Origin of the sequence: Amycolatopsis sp. NPDC059027, from assembly GCF_042739735.1 — a bacterium.
Lineage (GTDB): Bacteria > Actinomycetota > Actinomycetes > Mycobacteriales > Pseudonocardiaceae > Amycolatopsis.
Genome location: NZ_JBHYIK010000011.1, coordinates 112,205 through 134,763, shown reverse-complemented (window position 1 = coordinate 134,763; position 22,559 = coordinate 112,205). Strand labels below are relative to the sequence as shown.

Below are 22,559 nucleotides of genomic sequence, written 5' to 3'. Positions count from 1 at the left end.
GGGGAGCGCCGGTGGAGGCGATCAACAGACCGGTGGTGCTGCCAAAAGTGGCGTTCATGGCCGCCTGGGAGATGGTCGACCTCGGAAGTCCGCATCCGGTGATCGGTACCAATCTCCGGTACGTGACGACCGACGACTTCGATCGGCAGCTCCACGCGCGCACCATGGAGCTGCTCAACGAGCACGGGCTAGCGCGGCACAATCGGCTCAATGGTTTGTGGCGATCGACTCTGCAGGTGGTCGGCAATGCCGATCGTGAGTACTACGGCTGGAGCAGCTTCCAGGACGGTACGGGTTGTGCTGCGCTCGTCGCGGTCCGCGGCGAGGACGCCGTGCGGGTCGTCGTCAACGACGACGTCGTTGTCGTTGACCCGATCGAGGTGAAGTGGCCGGCGACGACGTTGCTCGACACGCTGCCCGCCGTGCCGGGCGCGGCTATCCGAACCGTCAGCGTGCTGAAGACGTTCTATGACAACCCGAACATCACACCGGCTAACCCCTTGGCGGAACCCGTGGACACCAGTAACGCCGACTACATCAAGGCCCTCCTGGTTGTGCCACGCGATGCGGTGCACCAGCTCTACACTGCTCGCCGAGGCAGCGACGGCGCCCGGCACCGCAGCCTGCCGATCACCGCGCTGGACCTCACCGGTCGCGGACGAGTCTTGACCTACGAAACCGGAGGCGGCGACATTGTCCTGCACCCAGGGACGTCGCGGGACTTCATCCGCACGTTCAACATCACGCACGATGGGCTGTAACGTCGCGGCTCCTACCCTGATCTTCCTGGTCGAAGGTTAGGCACAGACGGTACAGGGGCTGAGGACGGCTGGCCTGCTCGAAGCTGCCGGCGCCACGCTCAACTCGCCGCTTCTGCGGAGGATGAATCGTTAGGCGACAAGCTCTTCAACTCGCTAGCGCGGACGAAATGACCGCTCTTCGTCCAGTCAGGGCGAACGTCATGGATCCGCAGCAGTTCTAAGAACTCGGCCATGTTGATGTGCTTTGCCGCATCACAGTGCCGCATCCAGTGGTCGTGGAGCCAGCCTGCGGGCAGGGCATCCTCAGCGCGTTCAGCGAAGTAGTCGGCCAGCAACTGCAGAAAAGTTGGTGCGGCCGACGGGACCGTCGCCATGTCGTCGTAGAACTGCTGTCGGAGATAGAGCCGTTTGCTGCTGGTGTACGGCACCGGGCGCACCTCAGCAGGAAGCTGGGTAGCGAGCTTGGCTTTGGTCATCATGGGCCAGCGGTTGCCGAACATGCCGCGGAGCGCGAGCGCCAAGGCTCCGGATGGCAGTCGGTCGGCACCGAGAGCATCGAACACGCTGCGGCAGTCGGCGAGCAGGGGCGAGCCTTCGTCGCTGTGCTCAGGGTGAGCGTCGCTGGATCGGGTTTGTGTTGGGGGAGCTTCCCCCGTTATGGGTTCCTCACCAGCCGTCACTTGCCCGGCTGCGCGTTCACGCACAAGGTCGGTCGCCTGTTTTAAGACGTGTCCGGCTTTCAGCCAGTGCGAGGCGACATCCTCGAGCAACTCGACGAGGGTCGGGTCGTGGTACTGCTTCGCGAACGCGGCCGGCGGTTCGGAGCATTGCGCGACCAAATCGTCGTAGATCGGTGTTCGTTCCGCCGGAAGCGCCACGTCGGGGACGTGTGAGGTGTGCTCGCGCATCCCTTTATCCTTCAGTACGTGCAACATCACTGACTGCGCGCCCTGGTTTGAATCTCTTCAACTTTGTCACCGAGTTCGACTTCGTGTTCACTCAGTGAGGGCACCGCTCCGGGTGACAACGGCCAGCCGCTGCCGAGTACTGCTGCTGTGAGTGATCGTCGGGATGGCCGTCGCCCGCAAGGGTGCATCTAGCGGTCCCGCTGCGCGTGGGGTTGAATCGGTCGTCTGTCCGGAGTCGCGCACTGGAGGTGTGGTCCTCGATGCTTCCGTCAAAGGTTGAAGCAGTGCTCTCGCGAACGACCAACGAAATAGCACGCCACCGCGGTACCCGCTTCGAGCAGTTCGACGCCATCCGCACCGCCATGAAGCAACTGACCACCGTTGATGCGTTCTACGTTGGCGAGTTCGTCGGTAGTGACACCGTGCACTTCCATCACCAGTACGACGGCGAATTCTTCGACCTGCCTGGCTCGCTCCCAATCCGACCGGGACGTACCGCGCAGTGGGTACGGACGCATAAGCGCAGTTACGTCTACCGCAGCGACGACGGCAAGCTGCTCAACGCCGGCGTGATGTTCGGGCGCATGGACAGGCTCTCCCATGACGCCGTGGTGAGCCCCATTTTCGATGGGACGTCCGAACGTGAGGTTATGGGACTGATCTCCATCCAGTCGTACACGCCCAACGTATACGACCAAGTTGTGGTCAAGGCGCTCGAGCACCTCGCCGAGGTGCTCGGCGTGCAGGCAACGTATGAAGCCCGCATGGCACGGCGCAGCCCTCGACTTAGCGTAGGCCTTCCGGATGATGGCTCCGAAGTCACTGTGGAAGACGTTCTCGGCGAGTTGCTCGATGCACTGCAGGCGCACCGTGCGAGCATCGAGCGCTCCAGAGTGCAAACTAGTAACGACGACTACGACGCGGCTGCTGGTCTTCTGGCTTTGCGCAGATCGGTCGATCGGCTGCAGTCAGAAGTGTGGGCGCGCGAGCTGCACTATCAGCACCTCGTAGTGGAACGATTGACCAAACTGACCGGTCGCCAGCGCGAACTGGCCGAACTCCTCGGCGAAGACTCGCGCGACACCGATGTTGTCCCTACGATTGCGCAGCTCGCTAAGCGGATGGGCATCACAGAGGCGACTGTCAAGAGCCATATGAACATCGTTCTGCGCGTCTTCGAGGTTGAGGCTAAGAGCGAAGTCGGTGCGGCTGTGCGGCGGTTGAAACACCGACCTGCTGACACCTGATTTGGGTGCATACGAACTCCATCTTGGTTTGATAAGCGGTTCATCCGGGGCTCCTACCAAGTAGGAAGCGGAAACCCGTGCGTTGCTGGAAGCTGACAGGGTTCAGGGTTTTGGCGAGAAGGACTGGGATACTTGTGTCGAATGAGACTGATCCGCTCGCTCAAGCGCGGGAAAGACGTCGATGCCTCATTTTCCTGAGCCCGTGGACCTGCGGTCCTTCTACGGGGACTGCCCCATGCTCGTAGCAACGAAAATTCGGCGTGGTACTTCAAGCCGCACAGTGGGAGCGGACGGACAAAAATTGACGTCACGAACCCGTTGGTTACGTTTGCGTCACGTCAAGAGCTCATTCGGGGCAGACTCATTGAAGTTAGAAACGGCCTGTCCTTGTCGTGCGACTGTTGTGGTCGGAGTCGTTGGGTGTCAAGAGTCCTACTGATGTCAAGGAGTCGATCGTGAAAGAAGCCGTGACGGCGAGCGTGCCCGCGAGATCTCGGCGTCTGGAGCACAGATTGCGATCCTTCCGTTCGACGGAACTGAGGCGTCGATGCCGTCCGAGAACCAGAAGCCTGATATTGGATCTTTCGTCCCGCGTGATTCCACTTGTGCTCGGGTACGTAATGATGTTTGGAGCGCCTCTCAGTAGTCATATTGGTGTTGTGCTGTTCTCTATTGCTACGGTTTCGCTCTTAGGTTCGTGGTTCCACGATGCTGTCCACGGAAATGTTCCATGGTCGAAGCTATCCGTGATGATCATTGCGCGTCTTGGCGCGGGTCCTCTCGGCATTAGTCCGCTTTGGTGGCAATATAAGCACGTACGTATGCATCACCGGTATGTCGGTAACCCAGAATTTGATCCGGATATCCAGTTCGGGTTGCTTGCGCGCGTGTCATCGGCCCAAAGGTGGTCAACTTGGCATAGAACACAGCATGTTCATATGTGGTTTCTGATGCCCTTTTCCACCTTGAACATGCTCAAGCCAAGCGAGGTGTGGTACACGCGCCGTTATCGACGGTATAGGGAGTTCGGTTCTGCGCCGAAGTGCTGGGTGTTTCTTGTTGACAAATATGCGACTTTTGCCGCGGTTTGGTGCCCGTTGTTCATCTTGACGTCCTTGTCTAGCGCCTTCGTCGATTTGGTGTTGTTCATGCTATTTACTGGCGCTCTGGCGTCCCTTATAACCCAGGTTCAACACAACACGGACTTGACAGTTGGCGATGAAGACTTCTCGAAGATCTATCCGCTGTGTGAGCAACTTGTTCGGACAACGGATGTAGGGTGTTCTAAGGGTTTTTGGTGGTGGCTTTGCGGTGGCGTGAACTTCCACGTAGTCCATCACATTGCACCTACTCTGAGCTTTTTGGAACTTCCGGGGGCCACGAGTCGACTAAGAGCTAGTTTGCAAGAAATTAGTATCGAGTTGCCTACCCATCGAAGCTTGTTTGGTGCTCTGCAGTCACATGCGAGACTGCTGAAGGTTCTCTCTCGGTCTTGAAAGTTCATACGTAAATTTAGCGATCTGGCCAGGAGTAAGCTTGACCAAGTTAACGTCCGTAGCGGCGAACGATGGTGCGTCTGAAGGGGTTCCGGAGCAGGTTCCTGATATTGATCCGTTTGTAGTCGATCCGATAATTCTGGGCAGGTTGCATCGATGGCACTTCAAACCTGTGGTCCTCGCGGCTTGCGTCGCTGGCGCGTTCGTTCTATTCACTTCGTGGTCGGCGTCGCTTTCCTCGTTGTTATTGCCTGGCTCGCAGCCGGGCCTATGGTCAGATTTGGCTGCATTTGTATTCAGGAAGAAGGGTACTGGCGGTCAAGTCCCCTTGTTGCGAGACTACCCTTCGCTTACCTTGGGTTTCACTATTGGGATGTCAATATGTTTGGTTTACAGCCTGTACCGGAACGCTTCTGTGCTTCACTCGGAAATGAAGTCATCTGGATGTATCAAGTATAGCGAGGATGGTCGGCTGGCATTGACAACGGCAGTCGATGAGGTAAATGCAAAGCTTCGCAAGTTCGGCAAGTACTCCTGGCTGGCGCTTCTGGTGGCGTTTGGCTTTACCCTTGCGGTGAATCTTCTCCTGAAGTCCTCTCTCTTTAGCTTTTTGCAACCAGGTGGGTTATACGCCGGCTGGTGGGCAAGCCTTAGGCCCTTTCGCGTTGGGGGGATCGTTTGGTTATTGATCGGAACTCTAGGCATCTACATGGTGTACGCTGAGGCTGTCTTGGGCCTGACCTATGTTCGTTTTTTGCGAAAGTGTAAGGAAGACTACCAGTTCAAAGCCAACATGGTTAACCCCGATGGCTTGTACGGATGGTCTAAGCTTCGGCAGATAATCTCGAATATGGAAGCAGGTGTGGTCTGTACACTGCTCAGTGCGTGGGCGATGTCGTTCTTTGTGCAACCTTCGCTCGGTAGTCCTCTTACGGTGCTCGTTCTTATTTCCTTCACCGGCGTCGTATTGTATGTGTTCGTCCAGGTGACTTTGAATTTTCGCCGACAAGTACGGACGGATCGTAATGACCAGCGGGCAGAGATAGGTAGAATGTTGCAAGAAGGAATTATGGACAATAGTGCTTCTTCCTCTCTTCGAAAGCTGGTTGCGTACCAGCAGCTAGAACTAGTGTCTCGCATCCCAACGACTCCCATACGGCAACGATGGCTCGTAGCCGGCGCGCTATCGGTTGTGGGACCGCTGTCGGCGATAGTGGTGCAACTGGTCAAATACTTCACTCCGTAGAGCGTTAGGGCTAGCGCCTTTGTGTCGTATAATGGGCATGTGTAGGAAGTTGTTGACGAGGAGAGACTAATGATTTCAATTGCACTCCAAGGCGGCGCGATGCGCTCGATCTACTGCGTGGGAGCCGTGCGGGCGATCGTCGAGTCTGGGTATGGCGATCAGGTGAAGACGATTCATGCTGCGAGTGCGGGATGTGTGGCTGCGGCTGTCCTGGCAAACCAGGTATCCGATGAAAGGGCGCCGTCTGTCGCGGAAGTGACCGATGTGTTGCTGTCGAGACTGGCAAGCACTCGTTTCATCAATTCGCGCCGCTTGAACAAGATTGTCGACGTCGACTACCTTGTTGAGATTATGCGGGAGGTGACGTCAATCTCTTGTGCGACACTTAGCGGTCAGGGAATTGTGTTCGAAGTAGTCGTGACTGATGCTGATACGGGTAGTGCCGAGTATTTCGATGTTGCAAAATGCGAGAAGGATGCAGACTTGGTTCTCGCGCTGCGTGCGACTATGGCGATACCAGTTCTGTATCCGATCAAGGTCACTATAGAAGGTCGGAAGTACGTGGACGGCGGAATTTCGGATCCACTGCCCGCCTTGCGAGCGTTTCGACATAACCCAGATGTCGTGATTGCGATCTCAAGTGTTCCCTCGCTGACGCTGGCTGAAGTGGCTGATGGTAAGGAAGCGCGGATTATTAGATATGCGCCTGGAATTTCATCTCCAGTCCGGAACCTGATGTTGACTAGGAACCCGCTCGCGGGAGCCGTCGACAGCCTTATGGAACTCGATTCCTTTATGGGGGCACGTGTTGTTAGAATCAGCCCATCAGACCCGACACTGGTTTGTAGTCGAGTGGAGACTGATGAGCTGAAGTTGCGAAAACTAGAAGAACTTGGATATAGCGATGCCCTTGAAGCGCTTAGTCGACTTCAAGCGTAAAGCGCTAGAAGGCACTTCGATCTGCATTTTTTGGCCAAGGACGTCCTGAATGACGCACCTATGAAGCACCAAGTCGTGTCGGTCAGTCAGACTCGACGTCATCCTTCTTTGCCGCGTGGCGCCGATTATTGCGGTGTTCCCGTCGAATTCGGTTGTGCGGGCGTTCTTATGGCCGTGTCACATCCAGCAACGGTGGATCATTCTCCTCGAGCGTGTCGATCAGTGCATCAAGCCCTGCCTGCTCGCCCCGCTGAACCTCGGCTGCAGTAAGCGGGAGCAGCGTGACAATCTGCACGAGGATCGTGCCGGCATCGTCGGTGACAGCGTTGAAGGCATCGTCCAGGTATGGATGACTGCTCGCGAGCAGGCCGTAGATATTGGTGCGTTCCAGGATCGGCGCTTGCCCGGGGATGAGCTGGGTGACCACCGGGCCTCGGTCAGTTTCGAGGATCATCTCGAACATCGTCTTGACCAGATGCGCCGCGGCGCCGTCCTGGCCTTGCTGTACCGAGCACACCAGCTCTTGTGGCTTGAGTGCCGCCACGTCGAGGTCAGACAAGCCCCGGGTGGTGAAGGAGACAAATTCCGGTCGCTCGTGCCGCCACAGCTCGACACCGCGGGCCAGCTGTTCGGCGCGAGTGCCGGGACCGAGGAATCGGGTGAAGTGGTCGGCGAGCTGGGGGTCAGTCATGGAACGAGCAGCTCCCGCAGGTCATCAGGGAAACCGAACTGGCCGTTCGACCGCTCCAGCGGCGTCCAGCCATGCATGTCCGTGCTGGTCTTGTCCGCACCGCGCTCAAGCAGCAGCTTGATCAGCGCACCGTCCGAACTCTGGCGCCAGCGGTTCACCGCGATGTGGAGCGTAGTTAGCTCACGGTTGGCGCGGGCCTCGATGTTCGCTCCCGCGTCCAGCAGTGCGGCGGCGGCGTCGACGGCGTTGTGCCCGTACATCGGCGGCTCACCGCAAAGCCCGCGCAACGCGAACCCGTCCTGATCAGCCGCGACTTGGCCCATGCTCTTCGACGCGCTCTCCAGCACCTCGATCTCGACATGGAAACCCGGACCATCCACCCCTCATCATCCCCTCTATCGAATGTCCCAGTCGGTGCCTTACCCGCTTCGGGCCAGTCGTGACCAGGCCTGCGCGACCACCTCGGGCGGCGCCAGCCGCGACAGCACCGGGAACCAGTGCTCGTCGTCGGGATCCACCATCACACCGACGCCTGGCGGCACCAGCTCCAGCAGATCAGCACCGGTGGTGAAGGAAGTACGGACACTCGCCGGCATGCGCGTAGAGCCGCTCCGGCGTCGAGAACACCCGCATCCACTGACCCCGCTCACCGAGGTCGGCGACCAGCAGCCCCGGCTGCTCGCGGCGCTCGGCATACACCGCAGCGGTAGCGAACGCCTCGGCGAAGTCCGCGGGCCCGCGTTCACCCGCCCACACCTGCTGCGCGACCAGCGCCAGGCGTGACTCAGCCTCCCTCTGGTCACGAACCACACCCGGCACCGTACAAGGCGTGACAATCTGACTCAAGCATCAGGCGCCGTGCCAAGGTGCAACATCTCCAAGGAGCGGCGCTGCGTGCTTCTGAGCAGTTCTTCGCTTACCCGGCGGTCGGACTGCGGCATGCTGCCGCTGGTCTGTGGCGAGACGTCGCGGCACGCTATCAACGGTCAGACCCAGTGTCACGAAAAAAATCACTCTCCGTACGTCGCGGGAAGGTGGAGTAACGGCCGCTCCGGAGGACTGTTGACACCTTGCGATCGGCGTCGCTACGGCAAACGGGGTTCGTCGCGCCCAAATGAGTGACAATCCCGGGAGGATTGAACACATGAAGTATTCAATCCTCCTAAAGTTGATCTCCTGTAGTGCCGAGTTACGAAGTATGGGTGGCCGGGGTTAAACCCGGGGTCCCTTGCCACGATGATGGAGAACGAGAGAGGCGCAGTCGCCGCAGCTGCTACGGAGCCTGATCGCATGTCCAGTAGCAGAGTGAGTTTTGACCGCTACCTCTCGTGAAGTGATGATGAGCAGTGACAGGACCGAGGTGCGTAAGGAACGAGTCTGAGCCTCATAGAGATGGAGTGCCGCCTGCTGCACACAGACGGCACTCCGACACGACGAAACCGCACGCGGCTAAACGAGCAGGAGCGTCGCTATGTCCAAGACTAGCTTGGGCGGTCAAGGCCGCCCAAGATGTTCGCCTGATGAGGTCCCATGGTGGATACTCGTCCACGTTCTGACCAGCAAAAAGCTCTATCGGCGCCTCATGTGGTGCTTGATCACGATCGGAGCGATCGTGGTGATCATCTGCGCCCTTGTGACCACCGTGCTACTGGTTCGGGGTGATCTTGTAGCTGGCCTGCTGGGCGGAGGAACAACGAAGTAGCGCTCTGCGGCCGGAAGTCAGCTCGCGCTGGCTTCTGGCCGCCCAAGCCGTAGGTGTTTACCCTGGTTGGCCGCGAATCCATTCCGCCGCGGCTGGCATCGTCGAGCTACGCGCATTCGGTTGCCTGGCCACGACTTGCCGTGGCTATGTGACATCTCCGCTGGATCCGATTCATGCTCGGCGCGTCAACGGTGATCCACTGCTTCTCCCGTAACTGTTGCTTCAAGGTGTCGCCTCTACGAGGATCTTCGGTCGACGTAAGGGTGACGACGCAATTCGAAGTCGCTGCGGCTAGCAGTCCGTCTGTCCACAATGGCTAGTCGTCGACGTTCTCGCCTACCGGGTTGTGTTGATCATGGCGAGCGTGGGAGTGTCGGAATTGCGTGAGTTCGATAGGGAGAATCGGGCAGGCGCAGGGGATTCTTTCACTTCACCATTCGGAGACACCCGACGTCCGCACCATGACCGGTGCGTGGGGCCGTCGTGGCTGAGTGCTGTCTTCGTATCCGCTCGCTCCTGCTCGATTCCTGGAGCAACAGGGGAGGAACAACGTGATCAGACGGCTTACCTGGCGAAGAGCAACCTTGGCGGTGCTCGCCACCGCGGCACTTGTGACGTCGTTGGTGCAGGGAACAGCGTCGGCGCAGGAACCACGCGGCTGGCACCAGCAGGGCTTCGTCCCGACCTCGGCTTTCCATTGGGACGGCCAGAATCTGCGGATCGACCAACAGCCCGCCACACCGACAGCACCCAGCAACCCGACCCCCGAACAGATGCGCCGCCGTGCGCTGGAGAGCGGACAGGTCGCCGGGGTCGACGCGGCCGAGGCCGCGCGTTCGGTGGAGGCGGGTGCCCAGCCGATGGCGAACACCCCACCGGCGGTCCCGGACGCGGCGTTCGTCAGTGAGTGCCGCGCCAACGCTGCCTCGACGGGCCGCTATGGGTGGATCAAGGACCGGTTCCATTGGTGTTCCCAGTGGACGGCCTATGACATCGCCTACGACCCGAGGACCGGGTTCAGCGTGATGGCCATCGGGATGACCATCGTCGGCTACGGCCGCGACGACGGGCAGCGCGACAACGTCCTGTTCATGACACCGAACCGCGCGGTGGTCTCCGGCAAGTACACCCCGGCTTACCGCTTCGGCCTCGAGACCGTGTGCACCGGTCCGACCCCGGGCTGCGGTGTCCAGGGCGGCACGGTGACCAAGACTATCGCCGAATGGCTCGTCGACTCCACCGCGGGCACCTGGACCTCGTGGAAGGTCACCTCCGACGAGAACGCCAGCACGCGACAGGACAAGGTGCTCTACCACTTCTTCCACTTCGTCGCGCATCTCGCCGGCGGCGGCACCGCCACCAGCTACGACTACACGACCAAGTGCGACTCGGCCGACTACATCCCCGGCCGTCCCAAGGCGTGCGTCTTCCACGACGTCGTACCCCACCTGCAATACCGCAGCTACAACCCGGACGGCAGCAACTCGATCGTGCACGACGTGGCCGAGCACATCCGGTTCGCTTTCGACCACCCGGACAACACCTGGCCGCCGGAGAACCATCCGAAGAAGATCCCCGGCAAGTACACCGGCGTGCTCGACAAGGACTGGGTCGACCACCTCGAACGCGTCCCCTACGGCAGCCCCGACCACACCGCCAACGGCAAGGAAAAAGACCGCGCCTGCACCAACCCGGCTTGGCCCGACAAACCCCAGGCCGGACAGCAATGCGACGAGTTCCCCTTCGCCACCACCGTGCAAGGGGCGGCGCACCCGTACTACGACTTCTCCGTGAAGGCGGTCAGCACCGACAACAACCGTGACGCCGGCCTCGCGCTGCAGGCGTACTACCGGGAAGACCGCATCCTCTACTACGATCTCGACTTCTTCTACGTCCAGATCCTCGACCGCTAACGCGGGAAGACCACCACCGACGATGACAGCCATGGCACACCGGACCGGCACCGTGCACGCCGAGGTCATCCCCGACCACACGATGATCATCATCCTGGGAACCGGGTTCGACACCGTCGTCCGACCCGACTTCGACAGCCGCCGGTTGTGCCATGGCGTCACCGACATGCTCTACCTGCTCAGCTCCTCGAGCAGCATGCACTACACCACCGTCACCCTCGAAGCCTGGACCGCCGAACCGGACCAACCCGCCGCGAGCGAACCGTGGGAGGAACACGACGAGACCCGGCTGCGGCTCACCCGCGGCCGGGTCTACATCTCCGCCATGCTCGAAGGCCCCCTCACACCCGAACTCGACCTCGACGGCCCCGGCGACTACCACATCCGCGTGCACGCCACCGGCCGCGAACGACTCCTACACCTCGAGCGCGACGAACACACCGACCCCGACGACATGCACAGCGGCGTCGAACACTTCCTCGTCCAGCTCTGGCCAGCCTCGGCAGGCTGATGCGACCGACCACTGGGGTGGCTGCTCGGCTGGCATAGTTGGCCTCCTCCTGCTTCGTAAGCGGCGTAGACGTCGTTGGGGATAGAACCGCGGTCTGAGATGTCGTAGCCGTTCTCAATCGCGCAGGCCCGTACCTGCTGGGTGTATTCACTGTCATTTGGGCGGGCGGAGCTGGCACTGTGTGCCCTCGCATCTTCAGGGACAGCAGTAGCTGGCCCCGAAACCGAACTTGAAGCGCTCCGCCCTGAGGACACGCTGGTGGAGCTTGAAACCCTGGTTCGATGCGCTCGAAGAGCACGTCGATCAGGTCGAGATCGGCGGAGCAGGATCAAGCCACGCCACCAAGCGTGACGGCGGTCCAGCAGCCCTTAGTTATCAAGCCGGTGCAGTCCTCGTGGTAACGGCGCAGCAACCAAGGACGACGGATGGTCTATAGCCGATCGCCACGAGGAGCAAGAGAAGCATGGCCCCCAACTTCCAACGAGGATGGCTGAACTTCCCTACGCCCGACTTCGTCGTCGAAGGGGGCGACTTCTCGACGCTTGAAGTACGAGCCGGGTCGGATGGAACGTTCCATTTCTTCTACGACACGAAGTACGGCCGCGTCATCAAGAGCTTCGTCCTTGACGATCGTCCACGGGTTGCCACCCTCTGCGACGTGACCCTCATCAAGAAGGAGGGTGGCTACTCCCCGAGGCTCAAGTTCTGGAAGAAGGACAAGACCAAGGCGAATGCACCGACGCTGGAACTCGAACTTCCGGACAACGACGCGGCGCGGGTAGTTAAGGCGAGCGTTGACACGTCGGATGCGCACAAAAACTTCTGGACGCTGATCGACTTCCTGCAGAGCTTCAAGGGCATGGAGCTGCCACCGAACCAATTTAGAGTGGTGAGTGCTGACAGCGCTCAGTTGGTCGAGCAGCTCCAAGACGCCGATCGCGCCACCGCGCTCGAAGCCGTGCGGACGGTTCTTGGTAGCTCGCTTACCCAGGCTGACATCCATCTCATCACGAACCGGAAAGCGCAGCTGGACTACTTCGCACGACTTCTCGCCGATGAAGACTTCTTTGAGTCGGAGCGCGCCAAGCTCGACCTAAAGGGTAAAGAAGCCCCCTGGCAACATTTCTTCGAGCAAAACCCGTGGATCTTTGGGTACGGGCTTAACCTCATCTCCTGCCAGGCGTTCGATGACGGAAAACTTGAGCGCTACACCACGGGTGGAGGCCTCTTTATCGGCGGCGCCAAACGAAGTGATGCCGTTTTGCGTTCCCGCAGCTTTGTGAGCAGCTTGCTGTTCTGTGAGATCAAGACGCATGCAACACCACTCTTGGAAGCTAGAGCATACCGCGAGCCGGACGTTTACCAGGTATCCAGGGAATTGACCGGCGCTGTATCGCAGGTACAAAAGACGACTGACAAGGCAGTTCGCGATCTTTCTGATTACATCCGAAAGCACACCGAGAAGGACGGCACCCCGACGGACATTGAATTCTCAACAGTACGCCCGAAGCAGGTAGTGGTGATCGGCAATATGAGCCAGTTCGAGCACAAGATGGGTGTCAACGCTGAGCGGTTTTCTTCGTTCGAGTTCTACCGGCGCGGGATTACCGATGTCGAGATCATCACGTTCGATGAGCTGTACGAGCGGGCGAGATTTATTGTTGCGGACTGAGAGGAACTGCCAACTTGTGCGCCGGACCGTTCGTCACGAATCACTGAACGCGTCACCGAACAGCCTCAACCCAGCCGTGCGCTTCTCGGCTTCTGCTTCACGCTTGGCACGCTCGTGTTTTATAAACCGCATCAGGTCGAATGCACCAAGGAGAAGTGTTGGCGGAAACTTGCGAAACTCCCGCAAGTAGTCGATCTTGTGGGGATAGTCAGGCGGTGCGCCGACCGACAGGGCTATGGACATGAGAATCGCGTCTGGTGTGGCTGTGTTTGCTAGCAGATAGTCGAGTGCTTCTTCCCAAAGCTCGTCGGTCCACGCGGTCGAGGTGCCGATGATGGTGTGTAGTTTGACGGGATTGAGGTTTGACATGCATCTTTATTTATGCATGAACTGGATCGATTTGTCAAGAAGATCGAGTACCGAATATAGCAACGGCCCAGCTGTGGAACCCTAAACTGCAGCAGGCAACTTGTCATCACGCACGACACCTGCCATAATTGGAATATATGCCCAAGTTGTCATACAAATATCCCTTAGTTGCAGGCGTGCTGCTTATCTGTATAAGTTCATTCTTACTTTGGTACGCATCAGCATGGTTTGGTCGTTTAGTGTGTCGTCCCGAGGAGTACCCGCCGCTATTTTCAGGAGGGTCGGTTTGGCCATGCGGCGAAGCCTATATTAAATTAGGCATAGCTTCCAGCATTGCCGTGCTCGCACTGGGGTGCCTCCTAACCTTTCTGGCCATCCGCATGAAGTCGAAGAGTCCCAAGAAGTAAAAGATGCTACCCCGCGACGCTATCGCCGCAGGGGTAGCAGTGGGGTTTTCTCCTCGTGGCGGGACATGAGCGGCGAGCACCACCGTCGGTCGCGACGACAAGTGAGTAGTGCGCGGTCAGTAGCAATCGCTAGGTGGGCTCGGAACCTCTGATCGCGGCAGGCCCACCTGTTCGCTTGATATCTTGGGAACTCTTGGCGACCCCTGGTCCTTGGTGGGGTGACCGTGCTAGCTCTGGCGAATGGGCATCGACGCGCTCGGCCTCGGCCGGCTGGAACGGCTCGCCAACCTTCGCGACGTCTGGCGACACGAGGCTGTCGACTTCACACCGTGGCTGGCAGAGAACATCGAGGTACTCAGCGACGCGATCGGTTTACCGCTGACCGTCGTCGACCAGGAAGTCCACGTCGGCGAGTTCCGGCTCGACATCCAGGCCGCCGACCCCGACGGCCGGCCCGTGATCATCGAGAACCAGCTCGAGCCTAGTGACCACATGCACCTCGGTCAGCTGCTCGTCTATGCCAGCGGCTTAGAGGCGTCGACGGTCATCTGGATCACGACGAGGCTCCGCGACGAACATCGCAGCGCGCTGACCTGGCTCAACGAGCGTACCGACTCCGATGTCCGTGTCTTCGGCATCGAGCTAAGTGTGGTGCGCATCGGAGACTCGGCGAAGGCCCCAGTCCTGGACGTAGTCCTCGAGCCGAATAACTGGAGCAAAGCGGCCAAGGAGACCTCGAAGGCTGTGGCCTCGTCGAGGAACCAGCTGCGGATGGCGTTCTTCGAGGAAGCGTTCGATCTGTTGACACAGGAGTACCCAGCGATCCGTGCCCCGCGGATCCAGCCGGCGAACTGGTGCTCGTTCGCTAGCGGACCGTTTGGCTACTACGCCCTGACCTTCAGCAAGCAGGGTTACCGCATCGAGCTGTACCTCGACATGCAGGAGTCAGCTGGGAAGCAGGCCACCAAGCACCTGTTCGACTTCTTCTACCAGCAGCACGAAGCCATCCACCGAGAACTCGGTTTCGAGCTTGTCTGGGAGCGACTTGAAGACAAGAGAGCGAGTCGCATCTCGGTCTACAACCCCGGGTTCGTGCTCGAGGACGCCGACGAAGCCCAGCGGGAACAGGCTGTCCGATGGACCGTTGACCAGGTGGCGCGCCTTCACGGCGTACTCGACTCGAAGCTCCGCGGCGCGACCGCCCAGCTAAAGAACGATCCCACGGTGATCCTGGATTTCAACCGACTCAAGCTGCTACCACTGGACTCGCCAGTGCACGATGAGTGAGTAGCTAGCTGGCGTTCGCCTTCTTCTTCCGAGGGGCACGCTTCCTCGTCGGCTTGGCCGCAGCTTTGGGTTCCGGAGCTGGCTCCGGCTCGGTGGCAGGAGCCGGTTCGCCTGCTTCGTAAGCGGCGTAGACGTCGTTGGGGATACGGCCGCGGTCTGAGATGTCGTAGCCGTTCTTAATAGCCCAGGCACGGACCTGCTGGGTGTGCTCTCGGTCATTTGGGCGGGTGGGGCTGGCACTGCCCGCAGTGGCGCGTCGTCGCCTGGCCCAGCGCCACCCGGATCTTCCGGCCGCCGACTCGGCGACCGGAGGCGACGAAGCGGTCCAGCTCAGCACGTAGCGCCTCGGCGTTGTCGTCGGACAGGTCGATCTCGTAGGACACACCGTCCAGGGCGAAGGGCACTGTCTGGTGGGCTTCACTGCCGTCGATGTCGTCGAGGACCTCGATGAGGACTTTCTGGGCCATGGAAGAGAGGCCTTTCCGCAGGTCAGGGAGATGATGGAGGTTTCTATCGGGTGACAGAGTCAGCGTAGTCAAGGATCACTGATGCGGCGGAGTGACACGCATGGGTGGACGGTGATGGACGATCTGCAGGCCGGTGCTGTTGTAACTGCGCTGCTCACCGTAGCGATGTAGAGACACCTCCGCGTACCCAGGGCGACGTCGATGCAAGCTCAGACCGCGTGGCGCGGGTAGGTCAGCGAAGCGTTGCGACTTGGTAGCTGCGGCGAGTTCGCGAGGTGAAGGTGCACCGCCTAGGGCCAGGTTCGCCACAGAAGAACAGCGACCAGCCAGCCGATATCGTCTGGCGACCAGACTCGAGGAGAGAAGGGCAAACCCATCGTGGTTGGGAGTAAGGCTCCAACACAGGTCACTGCGTCGAACGGCGTCACGTGGACGCGGAAGCCCAGCGGCACGTCGAGTGGGGCTGAGTTGCTTGAAGCGTTGTCGGTCTTCACCCGTATGAACACTGACGTCGAGCTGTTATGGAACTGGTGGGAGGAGGACCACTACCAACGAGAACATGATCGCGTGTGGCGGATCCTTAGCCAGTGGGACAACGGTGCATCTCAGCGTGAACATACGGAGGAAGAACTTGAGGCGTTTGAGCAGCGCTTGCACGAAGATATCGACAAGAAGACAAAGGAGGATAGAGAACGCCGGGAGGCTCTGGTCGCAGAGTTGTACGACAAGGAGCGGGAGGGCCTGCGTCTGCAGCTACTAAGGAAGGAAGCGGACGCTGGGTTCTTCCGGCATGTGCTTGAAGCGCCGGCCAACAAGGCACAGCGGGAAGACGCCGAACGTCGGCTGGGTGAGAGTCAGACTGAGGCTGGCAGGCTTCGTGAGCAAATCGGCGATCCGGACGATGTTCTCGACAGTGACGGCTGCCTCCCTGCTGAGCGGCGGGAAAAGCACCTGGAGCAGCACATGCGCTACTGGCGACACCCGGTGCTGCGCGAGTTGGCGACGAAGAACCGTCGGCGTTTCAACGCGCTGCTCGCCATGCCGGTGCCGGATGCGGCCAGAATGTGCTCTGAGTGCCAGGCCCCCGCTGAGTGGCACGAGTACGACTTGTCTTTGCGGCTCTTCCGCTCACGGCCGGCTCGGGGGTCGACGGCCGAGAGACTGGCCCAGCTCATGCCGGGTTGGTGGGAACGGTGCCCAGCTTGTACGGCCTACCGAATTGGCCACGTGTGGGGCGGCACGTACGCGTTGCCTGACTTCACCGGTGAACAGTGGCGCGCCATGCTTCCGCCGAGGCTCCGTGCGATTTTCGCTCCTGGCCCCGTCGAGAAGAAGCTGGCGAAACCCAAGCCTCAGCCGCTGGCGACTATCCCACCTGGTCCTATCGATGAAGTGATGGCCAAGCTGCAAGAGCTCCAAGCCAAGTATCCGACCGCACAGGTCCGTCAGGGCGCTCGCGGCAGCTGGGAACTGTGGCCTGCAACGGAGGGCCCTAAGCGCAAAGGCTCCCGCCAGCGCGCCGACGAGTGAGCGATGCGTGATCAACGGTAACCAGTTCGCCGTATATACTCTTAAGGGAGGCGAGTTCTCGCAAACCCCCGTTTAAATAAATTGCGAAACCAAGCAATGGTTCTTGTAGTGTGTCGGCGTTGATTTATCATCTGAGCCTCGTTGCCAGAGGCATCGCCGGTCTAGTGATCCGGTGCAGATTCGGTCTGGCTAGCCTCTGTGACAGGTAGTATCCGGTGTTCGCGACGTTGACGAACCTCAACGTGCATGTCCACGGGAGTGCGGTCTAGGACTGCCTTTACTAGCGTGGCCATGAACGCGTTTGCGTTCAAATCATCCGGGACGGCATTGTCTAATATGCGAACATTTGCCGGCTCGCTATCATTCCACTCGGCTAGCAGTAAGCAGGTGGTGTCGTAGACGTCACTTTCAGCCTTCAGCTTCCGCATCATATCGATGGCTCTTTCGAAGGCGCTCTTTTCTTGTAGTACAGTCGAACGAAGCAAGAAGAGAAAACCCATCGATGCTAGAGGATATCGGCCTCGTAGGTTCTTGGCATCTCCATAGGCTTCTTCGAAACGGTTAGCAAGGTTTTTCCCGAAGGACGAACCCATGCTCTTAGTGGAGACAAGAAGCTCTGGGCCGCGGGCCCATTGCGCAATAAGGACATCAACTTGCTTCACATATGCTCTTCCGAGTATGCGAGCGTCTGATGGCGCTACGGTTGCATTCTTAAGGAGTTGCATTCGTGCATCTGGCTGCATGCGTCGCGGAAGCATGTCGATAAACAGCGAAACCTCGCGTGGTACCACACGGGGAGCGGTGAGTCGTGGCCAAACCTCGTCGTGCCTGAAACCCGACCGCCTCAGTTCGTTGGCGACCCATGCGTCGATAGTCTTGGCTAGTCGCCCGGACTGCGTGCCTGTTCCTTCGGTTACAGGGATATTTAGCATATCTTCGAGGAGCTCGAAGTTTGCTTCGTATGTAGAAGCACCACCTTCTCGGGTGCGCCATGGATTACTGTCAGGGTAGACCTGAATAATTGGTTCAAGGAGACTAAAGATGTCAGCGAGTTGGGTTTTTGTCATCGCTTAACTTTCTTTAGTCCCGGTTTCTCGGAGTTCGCCAGAACCGCTCGGCTCATAGAACTCAAAATTTCTTTCAAGGACAAGAGCTACGAGGTCATCGAACACTGCTTCTAGAGGCACTGCGTTCACCGGGTCCTTGGCGTGGTAGCACTCAAGGCTAGGCTGAAAGGGATTCGCGTCCACGACCATGATGTAGCACCGTTCGAACTGCTCTTCCTGGCCAGACGGTTTGCCCCTGTCTGTAAGTGATCGAACCTTCGGGAAAGCATTAGTGAACGTGCTATTGCGCTTGGCTGTATTGTCGGTCGTAGCGCCTTTGTCGAGGATCAGCAAGCCTGCGAGAACTGCGTATGGAAACCTGCCGTGAAGGGTCATTGCCTCGACTGCGAGGTCGCCTCGGCGGTTAGTCAGGTTCTTCTGGTAGTTTCCGGAGTTTCCGTCGCGGAAGTTGATGGTCTTAAGGGAGATGCCGAGGAGAAGACCTGATTCCTCGGTTGTCCAGGTGACGTCGATCTTCTTCGACAGTAGGCTTCCGGCGATCCTTCGGCCAGCTCCAGAAACGCCTACAAGGCCGTCGCCGCCGGGGCGTGCGCCGTCCATGCCACGATCGCGAAGTTCTTGACCGAAGGCAGCCGCAAGCGCATGTGACATGCGCTCAGAGTACGCCTTCTTAGTCTCCCGATCCGCATTATCGGGCGGCTTCTGCCCGACTGTCTTGAGTGCTTGTGTTACCAAGTCGTCAATCCGTGTCACGCGCTTTAGCCCCCCTAGATGCTCGCCGCTCACGTAGTGCGATGTGTGCTTCGCGGAGCGCCTTCGCCAGTGGTCGTCGTAGTTTTCCGTAGTCGATGAGAAGTATGTCGTCGATGGCCTGAACTGCTTCTAAGAGCTTGCCGTTCCGCAGGAAGCGGTCGATCTGTGGGCGGGTGGTCTCCAGCTTTTGCTGGGCCGATTCGATGAGTGTCTTGGACGGAACCGGAAGCATGTCGGCCTCCTTGGGTTCCACCTTCAGCATACCGCCGCCATATGCGCGTCCGACAGTCTCGGCGCCAAGGAGGGTCATTGAGTTAAGGGCGGCAATAGGCAGGAGTTTTTTTCCCAGGATTTTGTAGCCGTTGTTCAAGTATACACCGTGCACAGAATTCAGATTATTCACACCTGCGCTGTTCGTGCAGAGGCGAGCCGTGTCGGCGTTCATATAGGTGAGAAAGAGGTCAGCCTTTGCGACAAGTGGCACGCGCCACCAAGGCTTACGAACGCGGCATTTGTATGCTTGGTTAACCTTGGCTTTTTCACCTTCGGTGAAATAGTCCGACGCGGCGGAAGAAGGGTCACCTTTTGGTCGTAACAGGTAAGTGGCCATTCCCTCGCGGCCGAGGTCATTCCAAGCGGTTTTGCTGAACTCTAAGCCGCGAAGGTGACGAGAGCCGGGGGGTGACATGGGAAGCAGCTCGCTTTCGGTGAGGCCGAGTTCCCACGCCCGCTGCGGTGACATCATGAAGTACTTGTTGTTGCCGGTAACCATGCCAAGGGTTGTCTCGCCCCAAGTCTGGAGGGTGCAGAAATCTGGACCTGCGAACAGTGTCTCGTAGGCCTCGACAGCCTCAGCGCTGAGGAGAGACGGAGACCACTTCGCTTCGAGATCGGTTGGTGTCCAATGCTGGCTGACGGCTTGGTTCAGATCGGAAGTGTTGCGCGCCTGGTAGATGTCGCAGTGCTTGCTTGGCCCGCGGTCGAAGCCGTCTGCTAGGACGAGGACGACTTCTTCCATGACGCCGGGGAAGACACGTTCGGTGAACATTACTAGGCGGACGTTCCGGAAGCGTTCCATGAGGAAGCGACGAATCGGCCCGGCATAGTTGACTGTAAGCAGCTCGGCGGGCAAGACGAGGCCAAGGCGACCGCCAGGCTTCAGGCATAAGGCGGCGTGGACGGTGAAGGCGGCCCACGAAGAGGCTAGTCCGGTCAGCGGCACACCAGCGCGCAGTGTCGCAGCTCGGGAACGCAAACGAGCTTCGCCGGCAAAGTCCTGGTAGCGGACGTAGGGTGGATTGCCAACGACGACGTCGTACTGGGCTTGAGGCTCAAAGGTAAAGAAGTCTCCAGTCTCCACTTCGACTTCGCTGCCCTGCGCCTCGACCAGTGACTGAGCGTGTCGAGCGCTCGCGGCGTGGAGTTCGACACCGTGGAGTGCCGCGGGTGAAGTACCCTGGTCGGCTGCGAGTTTGGCGAGACGACGGCCGGCGGAGAGTAAGAACGCGGCTTCGCCGCATGCTGGCTCGAGTACGCGATCATCGTAAGAGCGCACGGCCCAGTCGACGATGTAGTCGCAGAGAGCTGCCGGCGTGAAGAAGGCTCCCCGTGCCTTACGCAGCGCAGGGCTGTCGAACGTTGGCTCAGAGGTGCTCACACTGCCATCCTGTCGTACGAACGTTCGAATCCCGAGTAGGCGCGCCTACGTTACCCAGAGGGATCCTAGGCGTTGCAGCCTGCATCACCGCGACCACCGGCCGGGACTCTGTGTAGCAATTCGATAACTAGGTGTGTTTGAGCCCGGCGTCTTGCTGGCTTGACGTCGGTCGGGTCGCGGGCCAAGCTGTGACCTGGCTCTCGCCAGGTCTGCAAGGCGCGGACGAACTGAGCAGAGCGTAGTGAAGGTGAAGTATGGCTAAACACGGATCTCAGCCAGCCTTGATGGACTACAACCCGGCCACTGGTGAGTTTTACGAGGTTGATCAAGAACTTGTCGAGCGGCTCTTCTCCCAGGCGCTCATTGACGCCGGGTTCGTGTTCGAGGATGAAGACCCTCCGCGAGCCAATGTTAAGTTGCTGCCAGCGGCAGTGCTTGAGGTGATGCAGGCGAACCACATCGCCGCCGTAAAGCGGGACATGGCCAAGAAAGCTGTCACCAAGTTTGAGCTGTATGCTGAACTCTTCCCGGAAGGCCCTGGCGTTCGAGAGGTCGCTGAGCAGTCGGAAGCTCGCGTGGTCCAAGCGGACTTGATGAAGCGGTTGTGGACCTTGACCAATACTGGTCCGACCGGATTCGTGCAGAAGAACGTGGGCGACGGCGGATATGTCCTGTGTGAGGCACACGTCCCGCGGACAAAGCTGAACGAAGAAAGTGGTAAGCGTCAGCCTACGACAGAGCCGGGGCGGTTCTTGACTACGGATCGTGACTTGATTATCACGCACTACACGGGTCCGGCAGGGGCAGCGTTCATTCGGGCGGCCCGTAGACTGGAAGCTCAGCTTGGTTTGGTAGGCGAGCGCCGGCCTGAGCTGGTGACGCCGGTAGCCCGCCAAGCTAGCGCGGCGATGAAACAAGCTGTGGCAGCAGTGCCCCATGCGGACGTCAAGCAGGCCACTGCGCTCACTGCAGCGGAGACAAGCGACGGGGTGGCTTGACGTGAATCAGCCCCTACCCTCGGACTGGCAGGAGTGGGTCACGGAAGGTACTCGACTTGCTGCGCTGCCACCTCTTAGGCGGAGTGAGCAGGTACGCAGGGGAAGTGAAGACCCAAAGTTTGCACTCGGTGATTTTTTACTCACGATTCCTGCTAAGTTCGTCGAGCCTCTCGCCGAAGCCCTTGGTCTTGACGCAGCACAGTTTCGGATCTATCGAGAAGTCGCTTCGAAGGTTCCACCAGATCGTCGGGTTGCTGCATCGTGGACGGTTCACCGGGACCTGCGCGACCGCACGGATTTGCTTCGAGATGGTCTGACCGTCAGGCAGGCCGCGGAGCGTGCCGGTAAACTACCGATCGATTCGAAGGCAGATCAGCGTCTCTCAGTGGACCAGAGGGCTGCGAAGGTGCGATCTTTCCTGTCGGATCCCGACGTCTATGCGGTGATCGACCGCGAGATGGCCGAGTCACGTGCTGATCGGCAGGTCCGACATAGGGCGCGCTTGGTGCACGTCGAGCTCGCGAAGAGGCAACGGGAACTCGAGAACGAGTTGCGAGCGCTACGGGAAGCGAAGTCTCCCTTTGAAGCGACGGTGAAGGCTGAGTTGGATCTAAATAAGGCGGCGCAGCTGGTGTATGCCGTCGGTAAGACGATGCACGACCTGCCGAGCCCTGAACGCCTCGTTGTGGTCCTAGATGAGCTACGCAGTGAAATCGATGCGGTGCTGAAGCCTCGGGTCGAGAAGAGCAACGAAGCGCCGTTCGTGGTCGACGGACAAGTACGGCAGGACCGACCTGCGCGAGCTGACTTATAGCCAGCTCATACCAGCGGTACCTGTTCAGGCCGTGGTGGGCTGTCGCTGGGGCAGCTCACCACGGTTGGCCATGGAGAGCGAGCATCTCGCTGCAGCGTTTATCGTCCAGGCGCTACGACTGCCT

The 22,559-nt window shown here is 59.4% G+C and carries 21 protein-coding genes and 2 pseudogenes; 13 read left to right on the top strand and 10 right to left on the bottom strand.

Features of this window, described 5'->3' with window-relative positions:
* Nucleotides 1–11: 11 nt before the first annotated feature.
* Complete coding sequence (locus ACFWY9_RS10355; protein WP_378338680.1) at nt 12–761, top strand: ESX secretion-associated protein EspG; 750 nt, start codon at nt 12–14, stop codon at nt 759–761.
* 98 nt (nt 762–859) lie between these two features.
* Here the strand turns inward: ACFWY9_RS10355 and ACFWY9_RS10350 are convergent, their stop codons facing one another.
* Entirely contained in the window at nt 860–1,669 is an 810-nt protein-coding gene (locus ACFWY9_RS10350) for a hypothetical protein (protein ID WP_378338679.1), read from the bottom strand.
* A 284-nt stretch (nt 1,670–1,953) separates the two neighbouring features.
* On the opposite strand from ACFWY9_RS10350, the gene ACFWY9_RS10345 reads away from it, so the two are divergent.
* The 4 genes from ACFWY9_RS10345 to ACFWY9_RS10330 all read left to right on the top strand — a co-directional run bounded on the left by ACFWY9_RS10345 (nt 1,954) and on the right by ACFWY9_RS10330 (nt 6,597).
* On the top strand, nt 1,954–2,916 hold the full coding sequence (locus tag ACFWY9_RS10345; protein WP_378338678.1) for a helix-turn-helix transcriptional regulator: 963 nt from the start codon (nt 1,954–1,956) through the stop codon (nt 2,914–2,916).
* A gap of 620 nt (nt 2,917–3,536) precedes the next feature.
* The gene (locus tag ACFWY9_RS10340; RefSeq protein WP_378338698.1) at nt 3,537–4,412 is read left to right on the top strand and encodes a fatty acid desaturase family protein; all 876 of its coding nucleotides are present in this window, start codon (nt 3,537–3,539) and stop codon (nt 4,410–4,412) included.
* 40 nt (nt 4,413–4,452) lie between these two features.
* Complete coding sequence (locus tag ACFWY9_RS10335; protein WP_378338677.1) at nt 4,453–5,658, top strand: hypothetical protein; 1,206 nt, start codon at nt 4,453–4,455, stop codon at nt 5,656–5,658.
* Nucleotides 5,659–5,727: 69 nt separating this feature from the next.
* A complete protein-coding gene (locus tag ACFWY9_RS10330; RefSeq protein ID WP_378338676.1) occupies nt 5,728–6,597 on the top strand; it encodes a patatin-like phospholipase family protein in 870 nt (289 codons plus the stop codon).
* A gap of 166 nt (nt 6,598–6,763) precedes the next feature.
* Here ACFWY9_RS10330 and ACFWY9_RS10325 read toward each other — a convergent pair whose 3' ends face one another.
* From ACFWY9_RS10325 to ACFWY9_RS10315, 3 genes are read right to left on the bottom strand one after another with little or no spacing between them, the layout of a single operon-like run.
* Nucleotides 6,764–7,288 (bottom strand): suppressor of fused domain protein, encoded by a 525-nt coding sequence (locus tag ACFWY9_RS10325; RefSeq protein WP_378338675.1) that lies wholly within the window; start codon nt 7,286–7,288, stop codon nt 6,764–6,766.
* On the bottom strand, nt 7,285–7,668 hold the full coding sequence (locus ACFWY9_RS10320; protein ID WP_378338674.1) for a hypothetical protein: 384 nt from the start codon (nt 7,666–7,668) through the stop codon (nt 7,285–7,287). The genes ACFWY9_RS10325 and ACFWY9_RS10320 overlap by 4 nt, the downstream gene beginning before the upstream one ends.
* 39 nt (nt 7,669–7,707) lie before the next feature.
* Nucleotides 7,708–7,884 carry a hypothetical protein gene (locus ACFWY9_RS10315; protein WP_378338673.1) on the bottom strand — a complete coding sequence of 59 codons (177 nt, stop codon included), beginning with the start codon at nt 7,882–7,884 and terminating at the stop codon, nt 7,708–7,710.
* On the opposite strand from ACFWY9_RS10315, the gene ACFWY9_RS10310 reads away from it, so the two are divergent.
* From ACFWY9_RS10310 to ACFWY9_RS10300, 3 genes are all read left to right on the top strand, one after another.
* The gene (locus ACFWY9_RS10310) at nt 7,883–8,071 is read left to right on the top strand and encodes a hypothetical protein (RefSeq protein ID WP_378338672.1); all 189 of its coding nucleotides are present in this window, start codon (nt 7,883–7,885) and stop codon (nt 8,069–8,071) included. The two genes, ACFWY9_RS10315 and ACFWY9_RS10310, sit on opposite strands and share 2 nt — an antisense overlap.
* Before the next feature lie 1,470 nt (nt 8,072–9,541).
* Complete coding sequence (locus ACFWY9_RS10305) at nt 9,542–10,903, top strand: hypothetical protein (RefSeq protein ID WP_378338671.1); 1,362 nt, start codon at nt 9,542–9,544, stop codon at nt 10,901–10,903.
* Nucleotides 10,904–10,934: 31 nt separating this feature from the next.
* A complete protein-coding gene (locus tag ACFWY9_RS10300; RefSeq protein ID WP_378338670.1) occupies nt 10,935–11,414 on the top strand; it encodes a hypothetical protein in 480 nt (159 codons plus the stop codon).
* Nucleotides 11,415–11,476: 62 nt separating this feature from the next.
* On the opposite strand, the pseudogene ACFWY9_RS10295 reads toward ACFWY9_RS10300, so the two are convergent.
* A pseudogene (locus ACFWY9_RS10295) lies at nt 11,477–11,668 on the bottom strand (histone-like nucleoid-structuring protein Lsr2); the annotation flags it as partial.
* Between the two features lie 209 nt (nt 11,669–11,877).
* On the opposite strand from ACFWY9_RS10295, the gene ACFWY9_RS10290 reads away from it, so the two are divergent.
* Nucleotides 11,878–13,086 (top strand): Shedu immune nuclease family protein, encoded by a 1,209-nt coding sequence (locus ACFWY9_RS10290; protein WP_378338669.1) that lies wholly within the window; start codon nt 11,878–11,880, stop codon nt 13,084–13,086.
* A gap of 33 nt (nt 13,087–13,119) precedes the next feature.
* Here the strand turns inward: ACFWY9_RS10290 and ACFWY9_RS10285 are convergent, their stop codons facing one another.
* Nucleotides 13,120–13,455 (bottom strand): hypothetical protein, encoded by a 336-nt coding sequence (locus ACFWY9_RS10285; protein ID WP_378338668.1) that lies wholly within the window; start codon nt 13,453–13,455, stop codon nt 13,120–13,122.
* A 647-nt stretch (nt 13,456–14,102) separates the two neighbouring features.
* Here ACFWY9_RS10285 and ACFWY9_RS10280 point away from each other — a divergent pair.
* Nucleotides 14,103–15,149 carry a DUF4268 domain-containing protein gene (locus ACFWY9_RS10280; RefSeq protein WP_378338667.1) on the top strand — a complete coding sequence of 349 codons (1,047 nt, stop codon included), beginning with the start codon at nt 14,103–14,105 and terminating at the stop codon, nt 15,147–15,149.
* Nucleotides 15,150–15,153: 4 nt separating this feature from the next.
* On the opposite strand, the pseudogene ACFWY9_RS10275 reads toward ACFWY9_RS10280, so the two are convergent.
* Nucleotides 15,154–15,616: pseudogene (locus ACFWY9_RS10275) on the bottom strand (Lsr2 family protein).
* A gap of 468 nt (nt 15,617–16,084) precedes the next feature.
* Between ACFWY9_RS10275 and ACFWY9_RS10270 the strand changes: the two are divergent.
* On the top strand, nt 16,085–17,146 hold the full coding sequence (locus tag ACFWY9_RS10270) for a hypothetical protein (RefSeq protein ID WP_378338666.1): 1,062 nt from the start codon (nt 16,085–16,087) through the stop codon (nt 17,144–17,146).
* A 161-nt stretch (nt 17,147–17,307) separates the two neighbouring features.
* Here the strand turns inward: ACFWY9_RS10270 and ACFWY9_RS10265 are convergent, their stop codons facing one another.
* From ACFWY9_RS10265 to ACFWY9_RS10255, 3 genes are all read right to left on the bottom strand, one after another.
* Entirely contained in the window at nt 17,308–18,213 is a 906-nt protein-coding gene (locus tag ACFWY9_RS10265) for a hypothetical protein (protein ID WP_378338665.1), read from the bottom strand.
* A 3-nt stretch (nt 18,214–18,216) separates the two neighbouring features.
* On the bottom strand, nt 18,217–18,864 hold the full coding sequence (locus tag ACFWY9_RS10260; protein WP_378338664.1) for a hypothetical protein: 648 nt from the start codon (nt 18,862–18,864) through the stop codon (nt 18,217–18,219).
* An 88-nt stretch (nt 18,865–18,952) separates the two neighbouring features.
* On the bottom strand, nt 18,953–20,623 hold the full coding sequence (locus tag ACFWY9_RS10255; protein ID WP_378338663.1) for a class I SAM-dependent DNA methyltransferase: 1,671 nt from the start codon (nt 20,621–20,623) through the stop codon (nt 18,953–18,955).
* A gap of 284 nt (nt 20,624–20,907) precedes the next feature.
* Here ACFWY9_RS10255 and ACFWY9_RS10250 point away from each other — a divergent pair, with 284 nt between their 5' ends.
* Nucleotides 20,908–21,621 carry a hypothetical protein gene (locus ACFWY9_RS10250; RefSeq protein WP_378338662.1) on the top strand — a complete coding sequence of 238 codons (714 nt, stop codon included), beginning with the start codon at nt 20,908–20,910 and terminating at the stop codon, nt 21,619–21,621.
* 1 nt (nt 21,622) lies between these two features.
* On the top strand, nt 21,623–22,435 hold the full coding sequence (locus ACFWY9_RS10245) for a hypothetical protein (protein ID WP_378338661.1): 813 nt from the start codon (nt 21,623–21,625) through the stop codon (nt 22,433–22,435).
* Nucleotides 22,436–22,559: the final 124 nt, after the last annotated feature.

What these genes read in the sequence shown, in the direction of transcription:
- ACFWY9_RS10290 (WP_378338669.1), top strand. Translation starts at nt 11,878, where the DNA reads ATGGCCCCCAACTTCCAACGAGGATGGCTGAACTTCCCTACGCCCGAC.
- ACFWY9_RS10330 (WP_378338676.1), top strand. Translation starts at nt 5,728, where the DNA reads ATGATTTCAATTGCACTCCAAGGCGGCGCGATGCGCTCGATCTACTGC.
- ACFWY9_RS10250 (WP_378338662.1), top strand. Translation starts at nt 20,908, where the DNA reads ATGGACTACAACCCGGCCACTGGTGAGTTTTACGAGGTTGATCAAGAA.
- ACFWY9_RS10260 (WP_378338664.1), bottom strand. Translation starts at nt 18,864, where the DNA reads ATGTCACATGCGCTTGCGGCTGCCTTCGGTCAAGAACTTCGCGATCGT.
- ACFWY9_RS10265 (WP_378338665.1), bottom strand. Translation starts at nt 18,213, where the DNA reads ATGACAAAAACCCAACTCGCTGACATCTTTAGTCTCCTTGAACCAATT.
- ACFWY9_RS10310 (WP_378338672.1), top strand. Translation starts at nt 7,883, where the DNA reads ATGCGCGTAGAGCCGCTCCGGCGTCGAGAACACCCGCATCCACTGACC.
- ACFWY9_RS10285 (WP_378338668.1), bottom strand. Translation starts at nt 13,455, where the DNA reads ATGTCAAACCTCAATCCCGTCAAACTACACACCATCATCGGCACCTCG.
- ACFWY9_RS10350 (WP_378338679.1), bottom strand. Translation starts at nt 1,669, where the DNA reads ATGCGCGAGCACACCTCACACGTCCCCGACGTGGCGCTTCCGGCGGAA.
- ACFWY9_RS10300 (WP_378338670.1), top strand. Translation starts at nt 10,935, where the DNA reads ATGGCACACCGGACCGGCACCGTGCACGCCGAGGTCATCCCCGACCAC.
- ACFWY9_RS10340 (WP_378338698.1), top strand. Translation starts at nt 3,537, where the DNA reads ATGATGTTTGGAGCGCCTCTCAGTAGTCATATTGGTGTTGTGCTGTTC.
- ACFWY9_RS10325 (WP_378338675.1), bottom strand. Translation starts at nt 7,288, where the DNA reads ATGACTGACCCCCAGCTCGCCGACCACTTCACCCGATTCCTCGGTCCC.
- ACFWY9_RS10280 (WP_378338667.1), top strand. Translation starts at nt 14,103, where the DNA reads ATGGGCATCGACGCGCTCGGCCTCGGCCGGCTGGAACGGCTCGCCAAC.
- ACFWY9_RS10315 (WP_378338673.1), bottom strand. Translation starts at nt 7,884, where the DNA reads ATGCCGGCGAGTGTCCGTACTTCCTTCACCACCGGTGCTGATCTGCTG.